Source organism: Cupriavidus sp. CER-90, assembly GCF_057652055.1.
On the sequence record NZ_JBYGYM010000002.1, the window covers coordinates 1,406,719 to 1,426,834 of the forward strand.

Here is a 20,116-nt window from a genome sequence, read left to right on the forward strand (position 1 = left end):
GCATTCCACAAGAAAAAGAAGCGCCCTCAGGGCCGGCAAAGGAAGCAAGGGATATGGAGACGTACGACTACATCATCGTGGGCGCGGGCTCGGCCGGCTGCGTGCTGGCCAACCGCCTGACGCAGGACGCCGATGTCAACGTGCTGCTGCTCGAAGCGGGCGGCAAGGACGACTACCACTGGATCCATATTCCGGTGGGCTACCTGTACTGCATCGGCAATCCCCGCACCGACTGGCTGTACCGCACCGTCGAAGAGGCCGGCCTCAATGGCCGTTCGCTGGGATACCCGCGCGGCCGCGTGCTGGGCGGGTGTTCGTCGATCAACGGCATGATCTACATGCGCGGGCAGCGCGAGGATTACGACGACTGGGCACGCATCACCGGGGACGACGGCTGGCGCTGGGACAACGTGCTGCCGCTGTTCAAGCGTAGTGAGGACCATCATCGCGGCGCCAACGAATTCCACGGCGCTGGCGGCGAGTGGCGCGTGGAAGGGCAACGGCTGCACTGGGACATCCTGGAGCGGTTCATCGACGCCGCCGAGCAGGCCGGCATTCCGCGCACCAGCGATTTCAACCGCGGCGACAACTTCGGCGTGGGCTATTTCGAGGTGAACCAGCGGCGCGGCATTCGCTGGAACACGGCCAAGGCATTCCTGCGCAAGGCGTCGGACCGGCCCAACCTGACCATCGTCACGGGCGCCCAGGTCAGCGGCCTGGTCTTCGATTCGCCCGACGGCCGGCGCTGCACGGGCGTGCAGTACGTGGGCGGCGGCCAGCAGCTGGAAGCGCGGGCCACCGAAGAGGTGATCCTGGCCGCCGGTGCGATCAATTCGCCGCAATTGCTGGAACTGTCGGGCATCGGCCAGCCGGAACGGCTGAAGGCGCTGGGCATTCGCGTGCGCCATGCCTTGCCCGGCGTGGGCGAGAACCTGCAGGATCATCTGCAGCTGCGTACCGTCATCAAGGTGCAGGGAGTGCGCACGCTCAATACGCGCGCGTCGAAGTGGTGGGGCAAGCTTGGCATCGGCCTGCAGTATGCGTTCAACCAGAGCGGGCCGATGAGCATGGCGCCGTCGCAGCTGGGCGCGTTCGCGCGCAGCGACGAGGGCCAGGCGCGCGCCAATGTCGAATATCATGTGCAGCCGCTGTCGCTGGACAAGTTTGGCGACCCGCTGCACGACTTCAATGCCTTCACGGCCAGCGTCTGCAACCTGCGGCCCACGTCGCGCGGCAGCGTGCATATCGACAATGCGGACTTCCGCCGCGCACCGCGGATCGCGCCGAACTACCTGTCGACCGAGGCCGACCGCAAGGTGGCCGCCGATTCGATCCGCCTGACCCGGCGCATCGTCGCATCGCCGGCGCTGGCACCGTACCAGCCCAGCGAATGGCTGCCTGGCCCCGCGTTCCAGACCGACGAGCAGCTGGCGGAGGCGGCCGGCGCCATCGGCACCACGATCTTCCATCCGGTGGGCACCTGTCGCATGGGCGCCGGCGACGACGCCGAGGCGGTGGTCGACAACCGGCTGCGCGTACGCGGCATCGCCGGACTGCGCGTGGTGGACGCCTCGGTCATGCCGCTGATTACCTCGGGCAATACCAACTCGCCGACGATCATGATTGCCGAGCGGGCCAGCGACATGATCCGCGCCGACCGCAAGGCGCGCGCGAGCGGTGCAGCAAATACCCCGCAAATCGTCACGTCGGTGTCGGCATAAGGGTCTTCCACGATACCTGGCGAAGCCGACGGCGCAGACGTCGGTACGGCTTCGCACATCGCATTGCCGTCACGTCGCTAATGTATTACGCCTAGTGCAAACCCCGATGTTTTGCGACGCAGCAGGCGCACACAATAGTCGCCGGTATACGGTGCCGCCGCCTTCACTTCGCGCACGCGTATCCACGGTAGCCGCACCGTTCCCACTCATACCTAAAGCGGCAAACATGGCGACAAAGCGCCGCAGTTCGGACCATTGTCAGTAGCCGGGCACAACCTGGCAGCAGCAAGAGGGCGGGCAGGAGACTATGACTCAGGAAATCATCCTGGAAACGAAGAACCTCACGAAGGAATTCAAGGGGTTCACTGCGGTGAGCGACGTCAACCTGCAGGTGCGGCGCGGCTCGATCCATGCCTTGATCGGACCGAACGGCGCGGGCAAGACGACTTGCTTCAACCTGCTCACCAAATTCCTGGAGCCCACCACGGGCACCATCCTTTTCAACGGTATCGACATCACGCGCGAGAAGCCCGCACAGATTGCGCGGCGCGGCGTGATCCGGTCGTTCCAGATTTCGGCCGTGTTCCCGCACCTGACCGTGCGCGAGAACGTGCGCATCGGCCTGCAGCGGCAGCTGGGCACCGCGTTCCAGTTCTGGCGCAGCGAGCGGTCGCTCGACGTGCTCGACGCGCGCGCCATGGACCTGCTGGACCAGGTGGGGCTGACCGAATTCGCCGAGACCACCACCGTCAACCTGCCGTACGGCCGCAAGCGCGCGCTGGAGATTGCCACCACGCTGGCGATGGAGCCCGAGCTGATGCTGCTGGACGAGCCCACGCAGGGCATGGGCCACGAGGACGTGGACCGCGTGACGCAGCTGATCAGGAAGGTCTCGGCCGGCCGCACCATCCTGATGGTCGAGCACAACATGAACGTGGTGTCGTCGATCGCCGACAAGATCACGGTGCTGCAACGGGGCGCCATCCTGGCCGAAGGGCCGTACGCCGAGGTGTCGAAAGACCCGCGCGTGATGGAAGCCTACATGGGCACCGCCGACGCCGAACTGCAGGGGGCGCACTGAGATGAGCACGAACGCATCCAATGTCCCGGCGCTGGAGATCAAGGACCTGCACGCCTGGTACGGCGAATCGCACATCCTGCACGGCGTGGACCTGACCGTGAACCGTGGCGAGGTGGTCACGCTGCTGGGCCGCAACGGCGCCGGCCGCACCACCACCATGCGCGCGATCATGGGCCTGACCGGCGCGCGCAAGGGATCGATCAAGATCAACGGCAACGAGACCATCGGCCTGCCCACGCACAAGATCGCGCACTACGGCATCGGCTACTGCCCGGAAGAGCGGGCCATCTTCTCCAGCCTGTCGTGCGAGGAAAACCTGCTGCTGCCGCCCGTGCTGAAAGGTGCGCGGGGTGGCGACACGCCCGGCATGAGCGAGGCCGAGATCTACGAGATGTTCCCGAACCTGCGCGAGCGCAAGCAGAGCCAGGGCACGCGGCTGTCGGGCGGAGAACAGCAGATGCTGGCCGTGGGCCGCATCCTGCGCACGGGCGCGAACCTGCTGCTGCTCGACGAGATCTCCGAGGGCCTGGCGCCGGTGATCGTGCAGGCGCTGGCGCGCATGATCCTGATGCTCAAGAAGAAGGGCTACACCGTGGTCATGGTGGAGCAGAACTTCCGCTTTGCCGCGCCGCTGGCCGACCGCTTCTACGTGATGGAGCACGGCACCATCGTCGAACGCTTTGCCGCCAGCGAGCTGCAGGCCAAGATGCCGGTGCTCAATGAACTGCTCGGGGTCTGACCCGCTGCGCCCGACCGGCGCCAGGGTCGTAATTCCGGATCGTGTGAATCGTATTTTTACGAGATGGCAGGAACGGGTGGCAGCACGCCGCCGCAACTCAGGAGACAAGACATGAAGATGAATCGGCTGGCTGTCGCAGTGGCGGCAACTGTCTTTGGCGCGTTTGCAGGGGGCGCTTCGGCGCAGGTATCGAACGATACCGTGAAGATCGGCTACATCACCGACATGTCGGGCCTGTACGCCGACATCGACGGCCCGGGCGGCCTGGAAGCGATCAAGATGGCCATCGAGGATCACGGTGGCAAGGTGCTGGGCAAGCCGGTCGAACTGGTCAGCGCCGATCACCAGAACAAGGCCGACATTGCTGCGTCCAAGGCGCGCGAATGGATGGACCAGCAGGGTCTGGACATGCTGGTGGGCGGCACCAACTCCGCCACCGGCCTGGCCATGAACAAGGTGGCGCAGGAAAAGAAGCGCGTCTACTTCAACATCGGCGCCGGCACGGCCCGCCTGACCAATGAAGAGTGCTCGCCGTACACGGTGCACTACGCCTATGACACGGTGGCGCTGGCCAAGGGCACCGGCAGCGCGGTGGTGAAGCAGGGCGGCAAGAAGTGGTTCTTCCTGACCGCCGACTACGCCTTCGGCCATTCGCTCGAAAGCGATACGTCGGCGGTGGTGAAGGCCAATGGCGGCACGGTGGTGGGCCAGGTGCGCCACCCGCTGTCGGCGTCGGACTTCTCGTCGTTCCTGCTGCAGGCGCAGTCATCGAAGGCTGACATCCTGGGCCTGGCCAATGCCGGCGGCGACACGATCAACGCGATCAAGGCCGCCAAGGAATTCGGCATCACCAAGACCATGAAGATTGCCGGCCTGCTGATGTTCATCAATGACGTGCACAGCCTGGGCCTGAAGAACACCGAAGGCCTGCTGATGACCGACAGCTGGTACTGGGACATGAACGACGACACCCGCAAGTTCGCGAACCGCTTCTTCGGCAAGATGAAGAAGATGCCGAGCAGCCTGCAGGCCGCCGACTATTCCGCCGTCAGCACGTACCTGAAGGCCGTGGAAGCCGCCAAGACCGATGATCCGGACAAGGTCATGGCCGAGCTCAAGAAGATGAAGATCAACGACTTCTACAACAAGAGCTACATCCGCGCCGATGGCCGCAATATCCACGACATGTACCTGATGCAGGTCAAGGCGCCGGCGGATTCGAAGAAGCCGTGGGACTACCTGAAGGTAGCGGCGACGATTCCGGGCGACCAGGCGTTCACGACGGTGGCCGAGTCGAAGTGCTCGATCCTGAAGAAGTAAGGTCGCAGGCAAATCAGCGATGGTTTGCTCCCCTCTCCCGCTGGCGGGAGAGGGGCAGGGGGAGAGGGATGGCGTACCAGGGCCGGATGATGGCAGGTTGAGCCGCTGAACCCTCTCCCCCGACCCCTCTCCCACGCGTGGGAGAGGGGAGACACCAACAGGCAAATCAGCCCATGGAAATTTTCGGAATTCCGCTACCCGCCATGCTGTCCCAGCTGCTGCTGGGCCTGGTCAATGGCGCTTTCTACGCGATGCTGAGCCTGGGTCTGGCCGTGATCTTCGGTCTGCTCAACGTGATCAACTTCGCGCACGGCGCGCTGTTCATGCTCGGCGCCGTGCTGGCGTGGGCCGGCATGGAATACGCCGGCCTGAACTACTGGGTGATGCTGGTGCTGTCGCCGCTGGTGGTGGGCCTGCTGGGCGTCATCATCGAGAAGACGATGCTGCGCTGGATCTACAAGCTCGATCACATCTACGGCCTGCTGCTCACGCTGGGCATCACGCTGATCATCGAAGGTATCTTCCGTTCGATCTACGGCGTGTCGGGCCTGCCATATTCGCCACCCGATGCGCTGCAGGGCGCCACGGACCTGGGCTTCATGATCCTGCCGAACTATCGTGCCTGGGTGGTGGCCGCGTCGGTGGTGGTGTGCCTGGCCACGTGGTTCACGATCGAAAAGACCAAGCTTGGCGCGTACCTGCGCGCCGGCACCGAGAACCCGAAGATGGTGGAAGCCTTCGGCGTCAACGTGCCGCTGATGGTGACGCTGACCTACGGCTTCGGCGTGGCGCTGGCGGCGTTTGCCGGCGTGCTGGCGGCGCCGGTGATCCAGGTGTCGCCGCTGATGGGCCAGAACCTGATCATCATCGTGTTCGCCGTGGTGGTGATCGGCGGCATGGGCTCGATCATGGGATCGATCATCACGGGCCTGGGGCTCGGCGTGATCGAGGGACTGACCAAGGTGTTCTATCCGGAAGCATCGTCGACCGTGGTGTTCTTCATCATGGTGATCGTGCTGCTGCTGCGCCCGGCCGGGCTGTTCGGGAGGGAAAAGTGATGAGCGGACCGACTGGACAAACGGCTGTGGCCGTCGAGGCCAAGGGCTTCAAGGAAGGCACGGGATTGCAGAAGAAGGTGCTCTACGGCCTGCTGCTGCTGGGCCTGATCGTGGCGCCGCTGGCCGGCGCCTACCCGGTGTTCGTGCTCAAGGTGCTGTGCTTCGCGCTGTTCGCGTGCGCATTCAACCTGCTGATCGGCTTTACGGGTCTGCTGTCGTTCGGCCATGCGGCGTTCTTCGGCGGCGCGGGCTACGCGGCCGGCCATGCGATGAAGGTGTGGGGCGTGACGCCGGAGCTGGGCCTGCTGTTCGGCACGCTGTCCGGCGCGGCGATCGGCTACGTGGTGGGTTCGCTGGCCATCCGCCGCCAGGGCATCTATTTCTCGATGATCACGCTCGCGCTGGCGCAGATGCTGTTCTTCTTCTGCCTGCAGGCGCCGTTCACGGGCGGCGAGGACGGCCTGCAGGGCATTCCGCGCGGCAAGCTGTTCGGCGTGTTGCCGCTGGCCGACGACATGACGCTGTACTACGTGGCGCTGGTCATCATCGTGGCTGCCTTTGCGCTGATCGTGCGTACGGTGCACTCGCCGTTCGGCCAGATTCTGAAGGCGATTCGTGAGAACGAGCCGCGTGCGATCTCGCTGGGTTACGACGTCGACCGCTTCAAGCTGCTGGCCTTCGTCATCTCGGCGGCGCTGTCCGGCTTGGCCGGGTCGATCAAGGCGCTGGTGCTGGGCTTCGGCACGCTGACCGACGTGCACTGGTCGATGTCGGGCTCGGTGATCCTGATGACGCTGGTGGGGGGCCTGGGTACGCTGTCTGGCCCGATCGTCGGCGCTTTCGTGGTGGTGGCGCTGGAAAACAAGCTCGGCGACATCGGCACCTTCCTGGCCAACCTGACCGGCATCGGCTGGTTCAACGCGCTGGGCGAGTCGGTGACGATGGTGACCGGCGTGATCTTCGTGATCTGCGTGCTGACGTTCCGACGCGGCATCATGGGCGAGCTGATTGCGCTGACTGGCCGAAAATCGGACAAGCACTAGCCGGCCACCCCGAGTGGAGATCGGGCGACATGCCCGATTTTGGGGCTAGGGTTATTGCTGACTTGTTTCATACGCACCGGTTCGTTACATTGCATATACGGTTTTCGCAGGTTAATTGGAGGCGGAAGCGAGGAGACGACAGGCGCGCACCCGGTGTCGGGTAGCAGCAGCCAATACGATAAAGAGGCGTTGCTGGGTGATCCCCGGCAACGCCTTTTTCATTTCTGGCCTCCCGAAACCGCCGCCTGCGGCACGCGCCCAAGTGAATGTGCGGCCGATGCATCTTCGGCATGACCGCCCGCCAGCCCCCATGCGACAATGCCGGCAGCTTCTTCGGCCGTGCCATGTCTACCCCTTCCGAATCCCCCGGTTTCCAGAAAGTGCAGTATCAGATACGCGTTGGCGGCAGCGCCGATGGTCCCGCCATCGAGGCCTGGCTGAACGCGCGCGCGCCGATGCCGGTGCCCGAAGCGCGCGCCCGGCGGCTGTCCCTGGACGCCTTGCTGGAGCAGGGCGGCCACGGCATCTGCGTGTTGGGTGTCGGCACCAACGCGGTGCGCGAACCCGGTGAAGCCGATACCGCGCTGGCCTGCCTGATGCCCGTCACACTGGTTCACAGCCTGTCGCTGGGCGGGCGCGTGGCGATGGTGGCCGAATGGTGGCCGCCGGCCACCGATGCGGCGGGCTGGCTCGAGGCGACGTGCCAGCTGCTGGCCGACTGGTGCCGTGCCCATGGCATCCGCCATATCCGGCTGGCGCCGGGGCTGGTGGCCGACGCCGCGCGGCCGCCGCGGGGCTTTCAGCGCGATGCCGATGGCCTGTGGCTGCGCAGCCTGATGCCCACCCCGAAACGGCTGGGCTGACCCGCAGCAGGGCCGTTTTCCCGCCCGGGCGAGGCGATGCGTTGCCGCCTGCTTCGGTTCTTCGATCCCCTCGATTCCTTTCACCGCTTTTTCGACCGTTCGGACTGTTCAACCATGGAGTTTGTATTTCTGGCCGCCGCCGCGTTTCTGGCCGGCATGATCGACGCTGTGGCGGGCGGGGGCGGCCTCGTGCAGGTGCCGGCGCTGTTCTCGACCTATCCCAACATGTCGCCGGCGACGTTGATCGGCACGACCAAGGTGGCGTCGCTGGCCGGGACGTCCAACGCTGCCTTCCGCTTTGCGCGCAAGGTGCCGATCTACTGGGGCGCCACCGCGCCCGCGACGCTGGCAGCCTTCGTGTTCTCGATGGCCGGCGCGTGGACGCTGACGATGATCCCGGCCGATCCGCTGCGCAAGGCGCTGCCTTTCGTGCTGCTGATCCTGCTGGTCTATACGGTGGTGAAGAAGGACCTGGGCACCGAGCACGCGCCGGTGCTGTCGGGCGGGCGCGAGCGGCTGGCGGCGCTGCTGGCCGGCGCGGCGATCGGGTTCTACGACGGTGTGTTCGGCCCCGGCACGGGCAGCTTCCTGATGATCGTGTTCGTGCGCGTGTTTGGTTACGACTTCCTGCACGCGTCGGCGTCGGCCAAGATCGTCAACCTGGCCACCAACCTGGCGGCGCTGCTGCTGCTGTCGGCGAAGGGTCATGTCTGGTGGCAGCTCGGCATCGTGATGGCCCTGGCCAACGTGGCCGGCAGCCAGGTGGGCAGCAAGCTGGCATTGCGGCACGGCAGCCGCTTCGTGCGCAAGGTGTTCATCGCGGTGGTCAGCGCGCTGATCCTGAAGACCGCCTACGACGCGTTCCTGCGCTAGGCCACGGCAAGTGTCCGCACCGGGCTGGAAGCGCCGTCGGACAATGGAAACCCGCGACTGTTGCGCCTGCGCCGCTGCGGGTTAATCCGGCCTTTTCGTATCACATCGCTGTGTTAGACTCGATTCGCATTCCCGACCGGGCGGTCGGGAAATGCAACTGCGCAATCCGGGGGTAATGGCGCAGGACGGGAAAAAACGGGACGAACTTCGATGTTCCCGGCTGAGATCGGATGCCAGCGTTGCATCCGCCAAAGAGCCTGCCAGAGTGGGCCACAAAAAAACTGAAGGCATCCGTCGGCCGGAAGCCGGCGGGTGCCTTTTTCCGTTTTTGGAATCGAAGGAGACAAGCCATGACGTTCAAGCGCGCCAGCCTGCTGGCACTTGCCGCCGCCAGTCTGTTCTCGGGCGCGGTCGGCGCCCAGGTAAAGGTCGGGGTCACGGTTTCGGCGACCGGGCCGGCCGCCTCGCTCGGCATCCCCGAGAAAAACACCTTCACGCTGCTGCCCAGGGAAATCGCCGGCAAGAAGATCGAATACATCGTGCTTGACGATGCCACCGACACGACCACGGCGGTCAAGAACACGCGCAAGCTGATCAGCGAAGACAAGGTGGATGTGGTGGTGGGTTCCACCGTCACGCCCAATTCGCTGGCCATGGTGGATGTGGCGGCCGAAAGCGAGACGCCGATGATCTCGATGGCCGCCTCGGCCCGCATCATCGAGCCGATGGACAGCAAGCGCGCCTGGGTCTTCAAGACGCCGCAGAACGACTCGCACATGGCAACCGCCCTGGCCGAGCACATGACCAGCAACAACGTGAAGACGGTGGCTTTCATCGGCTTCGCGGACGCCTATGGCGACAGCTGGGCGCAGGAATTCGCCAAGGTGGCGGAAATGCGCAAGATCAAGGTGGTGGCCAACGAGCGTTTTGCGCGTACCGACAATTCGGTGACGGGCCAGGTGCTGAAGATGATGGGCGCCAATCCGGACGCCGTGCTGATCGCCGGTTCGGGTACGCCGGCCGCGCTGCCGGCCAAGGCGCTCAAGGAGCGCGGCTACAAGGGCAAGATCTACCAGACGCACGGTGTGGCCAACCCCGACTTCCTGCGCGTATGCGGCAAGGATTGCGAAGGCACGTTCCTGCCGGCCGGCCCGCTGCTGGTGGCCGAGCAGCTGCCCGACACCAATCCGGTGAAGAAGCCGGCGATGACCTACAAGACCGCATACGAGAAGGCGTTCGGCGGGCAGGTATCCACCTTCGGCGGCCACGCCTGGGATGCGGGCCTGCTGCTGCAGAACGCGATTCCCGAGGCGCTCAAGAAGGGCCAGCCCGGCACGAAGGAATTCCGCAAGGCGCTGCGCGATGCGCTGGAGCAGACGAAGAACCTGCCGGTATCGCACGGCATCATCAACATGAGCCCCACCGACCACCTCGGCATGGACCAGCGCGCGCGCGTGATGGTGCAGATCGTCGATGGCAAGTGGAAGCTGCAGAAGTAAGCCGGCACAAACCGACCGGCTGGCAGGGGTCACACGCTGGGCAGCGTAGCAACGCAGGGCGCATGGCAGACCATGCGCCCTTTTTTTGCCGCCGTGAATTCCCGCCACCCTCTAGGCATTGCGCGGTGGAGTCTCTAAGCTGAGGCTGCGGTAGCGGCAGGCAGGTTTTCCGGCGCTGGCGCCCACCACGCGCGCACATCACACGGGCAGACAATGGACCTATCGATTGCGGCCATTCTGGCGCAGGACGGCATCACCTCCGGCGCGATCTACGCGCTGCTGGCACTGGCACTGGTGCTGGTGTTCTCGGTGACGCGCGTCATCTTCATCCCCCAGGGCGAGTTCGTGGCCTACGGCGCGCTGACGCTGGCCGCGATGCAGGCGGGCCACGCGCCGCAGACGACGTGGCTGCTGCTGGCCATGGGCGTGCTGACATTCCTCTACGACGGGGTGGCGGTGCTGCGCAGCCCCGAACTGCGGCTGGCCGCGCCGCGCCGCATCCTCATCCTGGCGGGCAAGTACCTGCTGTTCCCGGGCGCCGTGCATGTCCTGGTGCAGCAGTACGGCGGCATGCCGCTGCCGATGCTGGTGCAGATCGCGCTGACGCTGCTGATCGTGATCCCGCTGGGCCCCATGCTCTATCGGCTGGCCTATCAGCCGCTGGCCGAGGCCAGCACGCTGGTGCTGCTGATCGTGTCGGTCGGCGTGCATTTCGCGCTGGTGGGATTGGGGCTGGTGATGTTCGGTGCCGAAGGCTCGCGTACGAATCCGTTTTCCGATGCGCGCTTCGATGTGGGCAGCCTCAGCGTGTCGGGGCAGAGCATGTGGGTCGTGGCGGTGTCCGGTGTGCTGATTGCGGCGCTGTATTTTTATTTCGAGCGCACGCTGCAGGGCAAGGCACTGCGCGCCACCGCCGTGAACCGTCTGGGCGCGCGGCTGGTGGGTATCGGCACGACGCAGGCCGGGCGCCTGTCGTTCACGCTGGCCGCCGCGATGGGCGCGCTGTGCGGCATCCTGATCGCGCCGCTGACGACGATCTACTACGAATCGGGCTTCCTGGTGGGGCTCAAGGGGTTCGTTGGCGCCATCGTCGGCGGGCTGGCCAGCTATCCGGTGGCGGCGCTGGGCGCGCTGCTGGTGGGGCTGCTCGAATCGTATTCGTCGTTCTGGGCCAGCGCGTTCAAGGAGGTCATCGTCTTCACGCTGATCATTCCGGTGCTGCTGTGGCGTTCGCTGACCAGCAAGCATGTCGAGGAAGAGGAGTAAGCCATGACGATGCTGACCGACAAGCCGCTGGAGAAAGACGTGGTGCCGCAGAACGGGAATTCGCCAGGCCGGCCGCAATCGCGACGTGACGGCCACCTGCGCGGCGTCATGCGCAACCGCGTGCTGGCGCTGGGCTTTGCTGTCGTGCTGGCGCTGCTGCCGGTGCTGCCGACACCGGAGTTCTGGATCACGCTGGGCAACTACATCGGGCTCTACAGCATCGTGGCGATCGGCCTGGTGCTGCTGACGGGCGTGGGCGGCATGACGTCGTTTGGCCAGGCCGCATTCGTGGGGCTGGGCGCCTACAGCACGGCGTACCTGACCACGCAGTTCGGGCTGTCGCCATGGCTGGGACTGATCGTCGGGCTGGTCATCACGATAGCGTCGGCCTATGTGATTGGCCTGATTACGATGCGGATGTCGGGCCACTACCTGCCGCTGGCGACGATTGCCTGGGGCCTGTCGCTGTTCTTCCTGTTCGGCAACCTTGAATTCCTGGGCAAGTACGATGGCCTGAACGGCATTCCGGTGCTGTCGTTCCTGGGTATCGAGCTGCAGTCGGGCCGGTCGATGTTCTACCTGATCTGGGCCGTGGTGCTGCTGGCCGTGGTGGCCATGCAGAACCTGCTCAATTCGCGGCCGGGCCGGGCGATCCGTGCGCTGAAGGGCGGCGGCACGATGGCCGAGGCGATGGGCGTGCATACCGCGTGGATGAAGGTGGTGATCTTCGTCGTGGCGGCGATCCTGGCGTGCGTGTCGGGCTTCCTGTACGCGCATCTGCAGCGTGCCGTGAATCCGACGCCGTTCGGGCTCAACTACGGCATCGAATACCTGTTCATGGCCGTGGTCGGCGGCGTGGGGCACGTCTGGGGCGCCGTGCTCGGCGCCGGCATTCTGACCATCCTCAAGGACGTGCTGCAAGGCCTGCTGCCGAGGCTGCTTGGCAGCACCGGCAACTTCGAGATCATCGTCTTTGGCGTGCTGCTGGTGCTGCTGCTGCAGTACGCGCGAGATGGCATCTGGCCGTTCCTGCGCAGGCTGATGCCATCGGGGCCGCCGGTGGTTGCGCCGGATCAGGCCGAGGCGCTGGCGGTACGGCAGAAACCCGAGGCCGGCGAGCTGATCCTCGACGTGCGCGCGGCGCGCAAGCAGTTCGGCGGGCTGGTAGCGGTGAACGACGTGAGCTTCCAGGTGCGTGCCGGCGAGATCGTCGGGCTGATTGGCCCGAACGGCGCGGGCAAGTCCACGACCTTCAACCTGGTGACCGGCGTGCTGCCGCTCACGCGCGGCGAGGTGCGCTATCGCGGCGAGGTGATCTCGGGCCTGCCGTCGCGCGAGATCGTCAAGCGGGGCGTGGGCCGCACCTTCCAGCACGTGCATCTGCTGCCGACGATGACCGTGCTCGAGAACGTGGCCATCGGCGCGCACCTGCGCGGCGATTTCCGCGCCCAGGGCGGCGTATCGGCGGCAATCCTGCGCATGAACCGCGCGGAGGAACAGAAGCTGCTGTTCGAGGCCAGGCGCCAGCTGGAGCGTGTGGGTCTGGCCGATTGCATGTACATGGAAGCCGGCAGCCTGGCGCTGGGCCAGCAGCGCATTCTGGAAATCGCACGCGCGCTCTGCTGCGACCCCGCGCTGCTGCTGCTCGACGAGCCTGCGGCGGGCCTGCGCTACAAGGAAAAGCAGGCGTTGGCGGAACTGCTACGCAAGCTGAAGGGCGAGGGCATGAGCGTGCTGCTGGTGGAGCATGACATGGACTTCGTGATGAACCTGACAGATCGGCTGGTGGTGATGGAGTTCGGCACGCGCATTGCCGAAGGGGTACCGGAAGAGGTACAGAGGAATCCGGCCGTGCTGGAAGCCTATCTCGGCGGCGTCGAGTGAGGAAATGAGATGAGTCTGATTCTGGAGGTGAAGGACCTGCATGTGCGCTACGGCAAGGTGGAGGCCGTGCATGGCGCCAATCTGCAGGTGCAGGCCGGCAAGATCGTCACGGTGATCGGTCCGAACGGCGCCGGCAAATCGACCATGCTCAACGCGATCATGGGCGCGCTGCCGGTCAGCGGGTCGTCCAGCGGCACGGTCCGTTACCTGGGCCATGACATGTCCGGCATCCCGGTGGAGGGGCGGGTGGCGCGCGGCATGTGCCTGGTGCCCGAGAAGCGCGAGCTGTTTTCGACGATGACCGTCGAAGACAACCTGCAGCTCGGCGCCTTCCGCCGCAAGCGTGCCGGCGAGCGCCACTATCTGGATCAGATGGATGTGGTCTACGACCTGTTCCCGCGCCTCAGGGAGCGTGCCAGGCAAGAGGCCGGCACGCTGTCCGGCGGCGAGCGCCAGATGCTGGCGGTGGGCCGGGCGCTGATGGCCAAGCCACAGCTGCTGATGCTGGACGAACCCAGCCTGGGCCTGGCACCGCTGATCGTGAAGGAGATCTTCCACATCATCAGCAATTTGCGCCAGACCGGCGTGGCGACGCTGCTGATCGAACAGAACGCGCGGGCGGCGCTGCAGGTGGCCGACTACGGCTACGTGGTCGAGACTGGCGATATGGCCATGGAGGGCGAGGCCGGCGCGCTGGCCAGCAATCCGAAGGTCATCGAGACGTATCTGGGGCTGGCCAAGAAGGCGGCGTAAAGGCACCTTGTGGATGCCCCGCGGACGTTTCGCGGTACGTATACATCGGTTTGGAAAATAATGGTGCCAGTTTAGGCACCGTTTTTATTCTCCCAGCCGATGTTGTTCACAAAACTATCCACAGTGTGGATAACTACGGGCGGACCAGTTCGACGATATCGGCCGCCGCCGCCGAAAGCAGCCATTCGCGGAAGACCGCCAGGGCCCGATGGTCGCTTTTTTCACGTGGCGCGCAGAGGAAATAGCCCCGGTTCAACGTGACCGGCAGATCGAACGGCGCCACCACCTGACCGGCCTGCAAGGCATCCCTGACAAGGCATCGCTGCAAAACGGCCACCCCCATGTCGGCCTTCACGGCCTCCAGCAGGATCGACACCTGATCGAATCCACGGGCCAGCGCGGGCGCAGCGTTGGGTACGCCCGAGGCACGCAGCCAGTTCTCCCAGTTCCTGGGGGCAGTTGTGTGGAAAAGCAGCGGTTCGCCCATCAGGTCCGACGGAGTTTTCCACAGATTGGCAGCCTGCCGCGCATGGGCCCGCGCGGGGTGGCAGACCGGCACCATTTCGCGTCCGATCACATAGTCAACCTGCAGGTTCGGCCAGTGGCTGGCTTCCCCGGTCAGGATCGCCGCATCGGGCTTTGCGCCGGCGAAGTCTTCGTCACGTCGGTAGGGCACGAAGTCGAGCCGGATATCGGGATGCTTGCGGTGGAAGTCAGGCAGGCGCGGGACCAGCCATACGCTGGCCAGTGTGGGCACGGCAGACAGCGTCAGGTGATGCTGGCGATCTTCCCCCAGCATCGCCCCACTGGCGGTTTCGATCGCGGCCAGCGGGGCCGAGATGGCGTCCAGGTATTGGCGCCCCGCGTCAGTCAGCGTGAGCTTGTGGGCGTTGCGATGGATCAGCGGCTGGCCGAAATGCGATTCCAGCCGGGAGATGGCCCGGCTGATGGCGCCTTGCGTGACGCACAGCGTTTCCGCGGCACGGGTGAAGCTGCCCAGCCTGGCAGCCGTCACAAATGCATGTAGCTCGGACATCGAAGGTGAGCGTATACGCATGAGGACGTGAGCATGAGCTTTGGTAATGGAAGCGTGCAATATAGTCGTTTGTGCAGGGCCGGTAAACTGCCGAAACTCCCCAGCTCGGTCCCCGGATTCGAGAACGATAAAACGAGGAGTTTCACACCATGAATCGAGCCCTGCCTGTCCGCGCCACGCGCCGCCGCCTGATGTTTTCCACAATGTTGTCCACAGCCATCGGCGCCGCTTTTGGCGGTATGGCGATGCCTGTGGCAGCACAATCGAACTACCCGAACAAGCCGATCCGTCTGGTCGTGCCGTTCGCCGCAGGTGGCACCACCGACCTGTCGGCGCGCCTGGTTGCCGAGTACGCCGGACGCGAGCTGGGCCAGACGATCGTGGTCGATAACAAGGGTGGGGCAGGCGGTTCGATCGGCATGGAGCAGGTGGCCCGTTCCGCGCCGGACGGGTACACGATCGGCATGGCCACGGTCAGCACCCATGGGTCCAACCCGGCGGTATACCCGAAGCTGGGCTACGACCCGATCAAGGACTTTGCGCCCGTCACCAACGTGGCGGCCGTTCCCAGCGTCTTTGCCGTGCATCCGAGCGTACCGGCCAAGACCATGCAGGAGTTTGTCGCACTGGCCAAGGCCAACCCGGGCAAGTACACCTTCGCATCGCCCGGCGCCGGCTCGCTCGGGCACGCCAACATCGAGAATTTCATGATGCTGGCCAAGATCAACCTGCTGCACGTGCCGTACAAGGGGGCCGGCCTGGCACTGAACGATGCGCTGGCAGGGCAGGTGAATGCGATTACCGACAACCTGTCGACCACGTTGCCGCACGTGAAGGCGGGCCGGCTGCGCGCACTGGCCTTGCTGGGGGCGCAGCGGTCCCCGCAACTGCCGAACGTGCCGACGTACGGCGAGCTTGGCTACAAGGATATGGGTGACGGTGGCTGGTTCGGCATCGTCGCCCCGGCGGGTACGCCTCAGCCCATCATCGACAAGCTCAATGCCGCCATCCACAAGGCGATGCTGAACCCCGAGTTCAAGCGCAAGATCGAGGAATCGGGCGGCACGCTGGTGCCGACCACGCCGGACCAGTTCAAGGCCCAGATTCAGCAGGCCATGGCGCGCTATGCCCGCGTGGCCAAGGCTGCCAATATCAAGCTGGATTGAGCCATGACGACGTTCGATACACCGTACCGCGCGGTACAGGGCGATGCGCCCGACGGCCCCTATACGCTGGCCTTGCCGGAAGGGCTGCCACTGCCGCTGGTCTGTGATTCGCCGCACAGCGGCGTCTACTATCCGGACGATTTCCGGGCTGCCGTGCCCCTGGCGCGGCTGCGTGGCGGCGAGGACACCCATATCGATACGCTGTGGTCGGCCATCCCCAAGGTCGGCGGCACGCTGATTGGCGCCACCTTCCCGCGCGTCTATATCGATCCCAACCGGATGCTGGAGGACCTGGACCCGGAACTGCTGGACGCGCCGTGGCCCACGCCGCTGTCGCCGGGCGAGAAGACGCGCCTGGGCTATGGGCTGATCTGGCGGAAGCTCGACGCGGCCACGCCGATCTACGACCGCCAGCTGTCGGTGGCGGAGGTAGAGAACCGGATCGCACGCTACTACCGCCCGTACCACGCCGCACTGGCCGAGGCAGTGGAGACCGCGTATCGGCAATTCGGCGCACTCTGGCATCTGAACCTGCATTCGATGCCGAACAACGCCTACGAGCGGCTCAAGATCGATAGCCCACATCCGTTGGCGGACTTTGTGCTGGGCGACCGCGATGGTACGACCTGCGAGCCCGGCATCGTCGATCTGGTGGAGCGGGAGTTGAAGTCGATGGGCTACACGGTGGCGCGCAACGACCCGTACAAGGGGGTGCAACTGATCGCGCAAATCGGCCGCCCGGCCGAGCGGCGCAACAGCCTGCAGATCGAGATCCGTCGCCCGCTGTATATGGACGAGGCGACCAAGGCGCCGAACGCAGGATTCGCGACCTTGCAGCGCGATCTGGCACGGCTTTCGGAGCGCATCGCGATGTATATCCGTAGCCGCATCTGAGGATGTTTCACGTGAAACAGAGTCGGTAGGGAAGGGCCCCGTGCAAGCGGGGCCTTTTCTTTTTGTCGCGGGTTGTCCACAGGACGGCTTGAGTGTTTCACGTGGAACACACCGACCCATTTCCTGAGTATCTTCGGCGCCATGTTTCACGTGAAACATCGCCGAGGGCAGAGTCCGCCAAACGAATGCCGCTATAATTCGACATCCCGAATTTTCCCGCCTAGCCTCCCGGAGGAGGTGTCCCATGCTTTACCCGAAAGAATTCGACGTCATTGTCGTCGGCGGTGGTCACGCCGGCACCGAAGCTGCCCTCGCCGCCGCGCGCATGGGCTGCCAGACACTGCTGCTCTCGCACAACATCGAGACGTTGGGCCAGATGAGCTGCAATCCGTCGATCGGCGGCATCGGCAAGGGACACCTGGTCAAGGAAGTGGACGCCATGGGCGGTGCGATGGCCGCCGCCACGGACGAGGCCGGTATCCAGTTCCGCATCCTCAACTCCAGCAAGGGCCCGGCCGTGCGCGCCACGCGCGCCCAGGCCGACCGTGTGCTGTACCGCAAGGCGATCCGCACGCGACTGGAGAATCAACCGAACCTGATGCTGTTCCAGCAGGCCGTCGATGACCTGATGGTGGAGGGCGACCGCGTCGTGGGAGCGCGTACCCAGGCGGGCATCGACTTCCGTGCGCGGGCCGTGGTGCTGACGGCGGGGACATTCCTCGACGGCAAGATCCACGTGGGCCTGGACAACTACACCGGCGGTCGTGCGGGCGACCCCGCCGCCGTGTCGCTGTCGGCACGTCTGAAGGAATTGAAGCTGCCGCAGGGACGGCTGAAGACCGGGACGCCGCCGCGCATCGATGGTCGGACCATCGATTTTTCCGTCATGGAAGAGCAGCCCGGCGATTTGGACCCGGTGCCGGTCTTCTCGTTCCTGGGGCGGCCGGAGCAGCATCCCCAGCAGCTGCCGTGCTGGATTACCCACACCAACAGCCGTACCCACGACATTATTCGCGGGGGTCTCGATCGCTCGCCGATGTACACCGGCGTCATCGAAGGGGTAGGGCCGCGCTACTGCCCCAGCATCGAGGACAAGATTCACCGCTTCTCGGGCAAGGAAAGCCATCAGATTTTCCTTGAGCCAGAAGGGTTGACCACCAACGAGTTCTACCCGAACGGCATCTCCACGAGCCTGCCATTCGACGTGCAGCTGGACCTCGTCCATTCGATCCGCGGTATGGAGAACGCGCATATCCTGCGCCCAGGCTATGCCATCGAGTACGACTACTTCGACCCGCGCGGCCTGAAGGCATCGCTGGAGAGCAAGGCCATCCAGGGGCTGTTCTTCGCCGGTCAGATCAACGGCACGACCGGCTATGAAGAGGCCGCAGCACAAGGCCTGCTGGCCGGTATCAATGCGGGATGCTTCGTGCGCGAGCGCGACGCCTGGACGCCGCGCCGGGACCAGGCCTACCTGGGCGTGCTGGTCGACGACCTGATCACGCGTGGCGTGACCGAGCCGTACCGGATGTTCACCAGCCGCGCCGAATTCCGTCTGAGCCTGCGCGAGGACAACGCCGACATGCGCCTGACCGAAGTCGGCCGCGAACTCGGTGTGGTGGACGATGTACGTTGGGATGCATTCAACCGCAAGCGTGACGCTGTTTCACGTGAAACAGAGCGACTGAAGTCCACGTGGGTCAATCCGACGCTGCTGCCGGAAGCTGACGCCGTACCGCTGCTCGGCAAGGCAATCGAGCGCGAATACTCGCTGGCCGATCTGCTACGTCGTCCGGAAGTCCGTTACGAGGCACTGGTCGCCTTGCAGGACGGCCGCTACGCGCCGGAAACGCCGCTTGCCGACGATGCCATGCTGGCCGAGCAGATTCGCGAGCAAATCGAAATCGGCATCAAATATCACGGCTATATCGCGCGCCAGGCGGCCGAGGTGGACAAGCTGGGCGCCAACGAGGCGACCAGGCTGCCCCTCGACTTCGACTACACCGAAGTTCGCGGCCTGGGGTTCGAGGTCAGCCAGAAGCTGAATCAACACCGTCCGGAAACGCTGGGCCAGGCATCGCGGATCTCGGGCGTCACGCCGGCAGCGATCTCGCTGCTGCTGGTCCATCTGAAGAAGAAGGGCATGGGGCGTACGGGGCAGACCAACGGGAAGGCCGGCAACGGTCAGGAGGCTGCCTGAGTGGGAGGCTTCCGATACACCGTGGTCGACGAGGCCGCCCAGCGTCAGCGCCTGGAAGCCGGGCTTGGCGCCATCGGCCTGGCACTGGCGCCTGCCCAGATCGAAACGCTGTTCGCGTACCTGACGCTGCTCCGCAAGTGGAACAGCGTCTACAACCTCACCGCCATCCGTCATCCCGACGAGATGCTGACCCACCACTTGCTCGATTCGCTGGCAGCGGTGCCTGCGCTGGCCGAGGCCGCGCGCAGCTCGGCCGTACCTGATGCTGCACGGGGCAGGGTGCTGGACGTGGGCTCGGGTGGCGGCATGCCGGGCATGCCGCTGGCCATTACCTGCCCCGATGTGTCGGTGCTGATGGTCGATATCGTTCAGAAGAAGACTGCGTTCCTGACGCAGTGCCGCGCGCAGCTGCACCTGACCAATGCCGCGGCACACTGGGGCCCGGTCGAGAAGATCGAGGATGCCGATGGCTATGCCGTCATTACGTCGCGCGCGTTTGCCGAGCTGACGGACTTTGTGAACCTGTCCGGCCACCTGGCGGCCCCCGGCGGGAAGCTGCTCGCCATGAAAGGGGTTTATCCCCAGGCCGAGATTGACCGGATGGAAGCCGCCGGCCTGATGCAGACATGGCAGGTGGAAGCGGTGCCCAAACTGATCGTTCCAGAACTCGATGCGGAACGGCATCTCGTAGTGCTATCGCGGCGTTGAATTCGCTGTTTT

At 65.0% G+C, this 20,116-nt stretch carries 17 protein-coding genes; 16 read left to right on the forward strand and 1 reads right to left on the reverse strand.

The features are described from left to right. Positions 1-53 precede the first annotated feature (53 nt). From AC24R4_RS16995 to AC24R4_RS17050, 12 genes are all read left to right on the forward strand, one after another. Positions 54-1,721: a GMC family oxidoreductase gene (locus tag AC24R4_RS16995; RefSeq protein WP_400391443.1), complete on the forward strand. Its 1,668-nt coding sequence runs from the start codon at positions 54-56 to the stop codon at positions 1,719-1,721. A gap of 307 nt (positions 1,722-2,028) precedes the next feature. After that, positions 2,029-2,802, forward strand: a complete 774-nt coding sequence (locus tag AC24R4_RS17000) for an ABC transporter ATP-binding protein (protein ID WP_400391440.1) — start codon at positions 2,029-2,031, stop codon at positions 2,800-2,802. A gap of 1 nt (position 2,803) precedes the next feature. Further along, positions 2,804-3,541, forward strand: coding sequence for an ABC transporter ATP-binding protein (locus AC24R4_RS17005; RefSeq protein WP_061958431.1), 738 nt, complete (start codon positions 2,804-2,806; stop codon positions 3,539-3,541). Positions 3,542-3,652: 111 nt separating this feature from the next. After that, positions 3,653-4,861 carry an ABC transporter substrate-binding protein gene (locus tag AC24R4_RS17010; RefSeq protein ID WP_400391436.1) on the forward strand — a complete coding sequence of 403 codons (1,209 nt, stop codon included), beginning with the start codon at positions 3,653-3,655 and terminating at the stop codon, positions 4,859-4,861. Positions 4,862-5,034: 173 nt separating this feature from the next. Beyond that, positions 5,035-5,919, forward strand: a complete 885-nt coding sequence (locus tag AC24R4_RS17015) for a branched-chain amino acid ABC transporter permease (protein ID WP_400391435.1) — start codon at positions 5,035-5,037, stop codon at positions 5,917-5,919. Next, the gene (locus AC24R4_RS17020; RefSeq protein ID WP_400391432.1) at positions 5,919-6,962 is read left to right on the forward strand and encodes a branched-chain amino acid ABC transporter permease; all 1,044 of its coding nucleotides are present in this window, start codon (positions 5,919-5,921) and stop codon (positions 6,960-6,962) included. The genes AC24R4_RS17015 and AC24R4_RS17020 overlap by 1 nt, the downstream gene beginning before the upstream one ends. A gap of 290 nt (positions 6,963-7,252) precedes the next feature. Continuing rightward, positions 7,253-7,825: a hypothetical protein gene (locus tag AC24R4_RS17025; protein ID WP_487523382.1), complete on the forward strand. Its 573-nt coding sequence runs from the start codon at positions 7,253-7,255 to the stop codon at positions 7,823-7,825. Between the two features lie 114 nt (positions 7,826-7,939). Beyond that, positions 7,940-8,698 (forward strand): sulfite exporter TauE/SafE family protein, encoded by a 759-nt coding sequence (locus AC24R4_RS17030; RefSeq protein WP_487523383.1) that lies wholly within the window; start codon positions 7,940-7,942, stop codon positions 8,696-8,698. A gap of 350 nt (positions 8,699-9,048) precedes the next feature. Next, positions 9,049-10,197, forward strand: coding sequence for an ABC transporter substrate-binding protein (locus AC24R4_RS17035; RefSeq protein WP_400394673.1), 1,149 nt, complete (start codon positions 9,049-9,051; stop codon positions 10,195-10,197). Between the two features lie 213 nt (positions 10,198-10,410). Continuing rightward, entirely contained in the window at positions 10,411-11,463 is a 1,053-nt protein-coding gene (locus tag AC24R4_RS17040; protein WP_400394671.1) for a branched-chain amino acid ABC transporter permease, read from the forward strand. Positions 11,464-11,571: 108 nt separating this feature from the next. Further along, positions 11,572-13,347: a branched-chain amino acid ABC transporter ATP-binding protein/permease gene (locus tag AC24R4_RS17045; RefSeq protein WP_400394677.1), complete on the forward strand. Its 1,776-nt coding sequence runs from the start codon at positions 11,572-11,574 to the stop codon at positions 13,345-13,347. 9 nt (positions 13,348-13,356) lie between these two features. Continuing rightward, positions 13,357-14,100, forward strand: a complete 744-nt coding sequence (locus tag AC24R4_RS17050; RefSeq protein WP_400394669.1) for an ABC transporter ATP-binding protein — start codon at positions 13,357-13,359, stop codon at positions 14,098-14,100. Between the two features lie 133 nt (positions 14,101-14,233). Here AC24R4_RS17050 and AC24R4_RS17055 read toward each other — a convergent pair whose 3' ends face one another. Continuing rightward, complete coding sequence (locus AC24R4_RS17055) at positions 14,234-15,157, reverse strand: LysR substrate-binding domain-containing protein (RefSeq protein WP_487523384.1); 924 nt, start codon at positions 15,155-15,157, stop codon at positions 14,234-14,236. Between the two features lie 128 nt (positions 15,158-15,285). Between AC24R4_RS17055 and AC24R4_RS17060 the strand changes: the two genes are divergently transcribed. The 4 genes from AC24R4_RS17060 (at position 15,286) to rsmG (ending at position 20,104) form a co-directional block, all read left to right on the forward strand. Continuing rightward, entirely contained in the window at positions 15,286-16,302 is a 1,017-nt protein-coding gene (locus AC24R4_RS17060; RefSeq protein ID WP_400396561.1) for a Bug family tripartite tricarboxylate transporter substrate binding protein, read from the forward strand. Between the two features lie 3 nt (positions 16,303-16,305). Further along, positions 16,306-17,196: an N-formylglutamate amidohydrolase gene (locus AC24R4_RS17065; protein WP_487523385.1), complete on the forward strand. Its 891-nt coding sequence runs from the start codon at positions 16,306-16,308 to the stop codon at positions 17,194-17,196. A 244-nt stretch (positions 17,197-17,440) separates the two neighbouring features. Beyond that, positions 17,441-19,396 carry a tRNA uridine-5-carboxymethylaminomethyl(34) synthesis enzyme MnmG gene (mnmG, locus tag AC24R4_RS17070; protein ID WP_400396268.1) on the forward strand — a complete coding sequence of 652 codons (1,956 nt, stop codon included), beginning with the start codon at positions 17,441-17,443 and terminating at the stop codon, positions 19,394-19,396. Continuing rightward, a complete protein-coding gene (gene rsmG, locus AC24R4_RS17075; RefSeq protein WP_487523386.1) occupies positions 19,397-20,104 on the forward strand; it encodes a 16S rRNA (guanine(527)-N(7))-methyltransferase RsmG in 708 nt (235 codons plus the stop codon). Positions 20,105-20,116: the final 12 nt, after the last annotated feature.

Bases quoted from the DNA above. Each gene is read 5' to 3' on its own strand.
- AC24R4_RS16995 (WP_400391443.1), top strand. From the start codon at position 54: ATGGAGACGTACGACTACATCATCGTGGGCGCGGGCTCGGCCGGCTGC.
- AC24R4_RS17000 (WP_400391440.1), top strand. From the start codon at position 2,029: ATGACTCAGGAAATCATCCTGGAAACGAAGAACCTCACGAAGGAATTC.
- AC24R4_RS17005 (WP_061958431.1), top strand. From the start codon at position 2,804: ATGAGCACGAACGCATCCAATGTCCCGGCGCTGGAGATCAAGGACCTG.
- AC24R4_RS17010 (WP_400391436.1), top strand. From the start codon at position 3,653: ATGAAGATGAATCGGCTGGCTGTCGCAGTGGCGGCAACTGTCTTTGGC.
- AC24R4_RS17015 (WP_400391435.1), top strand. From the start codon at position 5,035: ATGGAAATTTTCGGAATTCCGCTACCCGCCATGCTGTCCCAGCTGCTG.
- AC24R4_RS17020 (WP_400391432.1), top strand. From the start codon at position 5,919: ATGAGCGGACCGACTGGACAAACGGCTGTGGCCGTCGAGGCCAAGGGC.
- AC24R4_RS17025 (WP_487523382.1), top strand. From the start codon at position 7,253: ATGACCGCCCGCCAGCCCCCATGCGACAATGCCGGCAGCTTCTTCGGC.
- AC24R4_RS17030 (WP_487523383.1), top strand. From the start codon at position 7,940: ATGGAGTTTGTATTTCTGGCCGCCGCCGCGTTTCTGGCCGGCATGATC.
- AC24R4_RS17035 (WP_400394673.1), top strand. From the start codon at position 9,049: ATGACGTTCAAGCGCGCCAGCCTGCTGGCACTTGCCGCCGCCAGTCTG.
- AC24R4_RS17040 (WP_400394671.1), top strand. From the start codon at position 10,411: ATGGACCTATCGATTGCGGCCATTCTGGCGCAGGACGGCATCACCTCC.
- AC24R4_RS17045 (WP_400394677.1), top strand. From the start codon at position 11,572: ATGCGCAACCGCGTGCTGGCGCTGGGCTTTGCTGTCGTGCTGGCGCTG.
- AC24R4_RS17050 (WP_400394669.1), top strand. From the start codon at position 13,357: ATGAGTCTGATTCTGGAGGTGAAGGACCTGCATGTGCGCTACGGCAAG.
- AC24R4_RS17055 (WP_487523384.1), bottom strand. From the start codon at position 15,157: ATGCGTATACGCTCACCTTCGATGTCCGAGCTACATGCATTTGTGACG.
- AC24R4_RS17060 (WP_400396561.1), top strand. From the start codon at position 15,286: ATGAATCGAGCCCTGCCTGTCCGCGCCACGCGCCGCCGCCTGATGTTT.
- AC24R4_RS17065 (WP_487523385.1), top strand. From the start codon at position 16,306: ATGACGACGTTCGATACACCGTACCGCGCGGTACAGGGCGATGCGCCC.
- mnmG (WP_400396268.1), top strand. From the start codon at position 17,441: ATGCTTTACCCGAAAGAATTCGACGTCATTGTCGTCGGCGGTGGTCAC.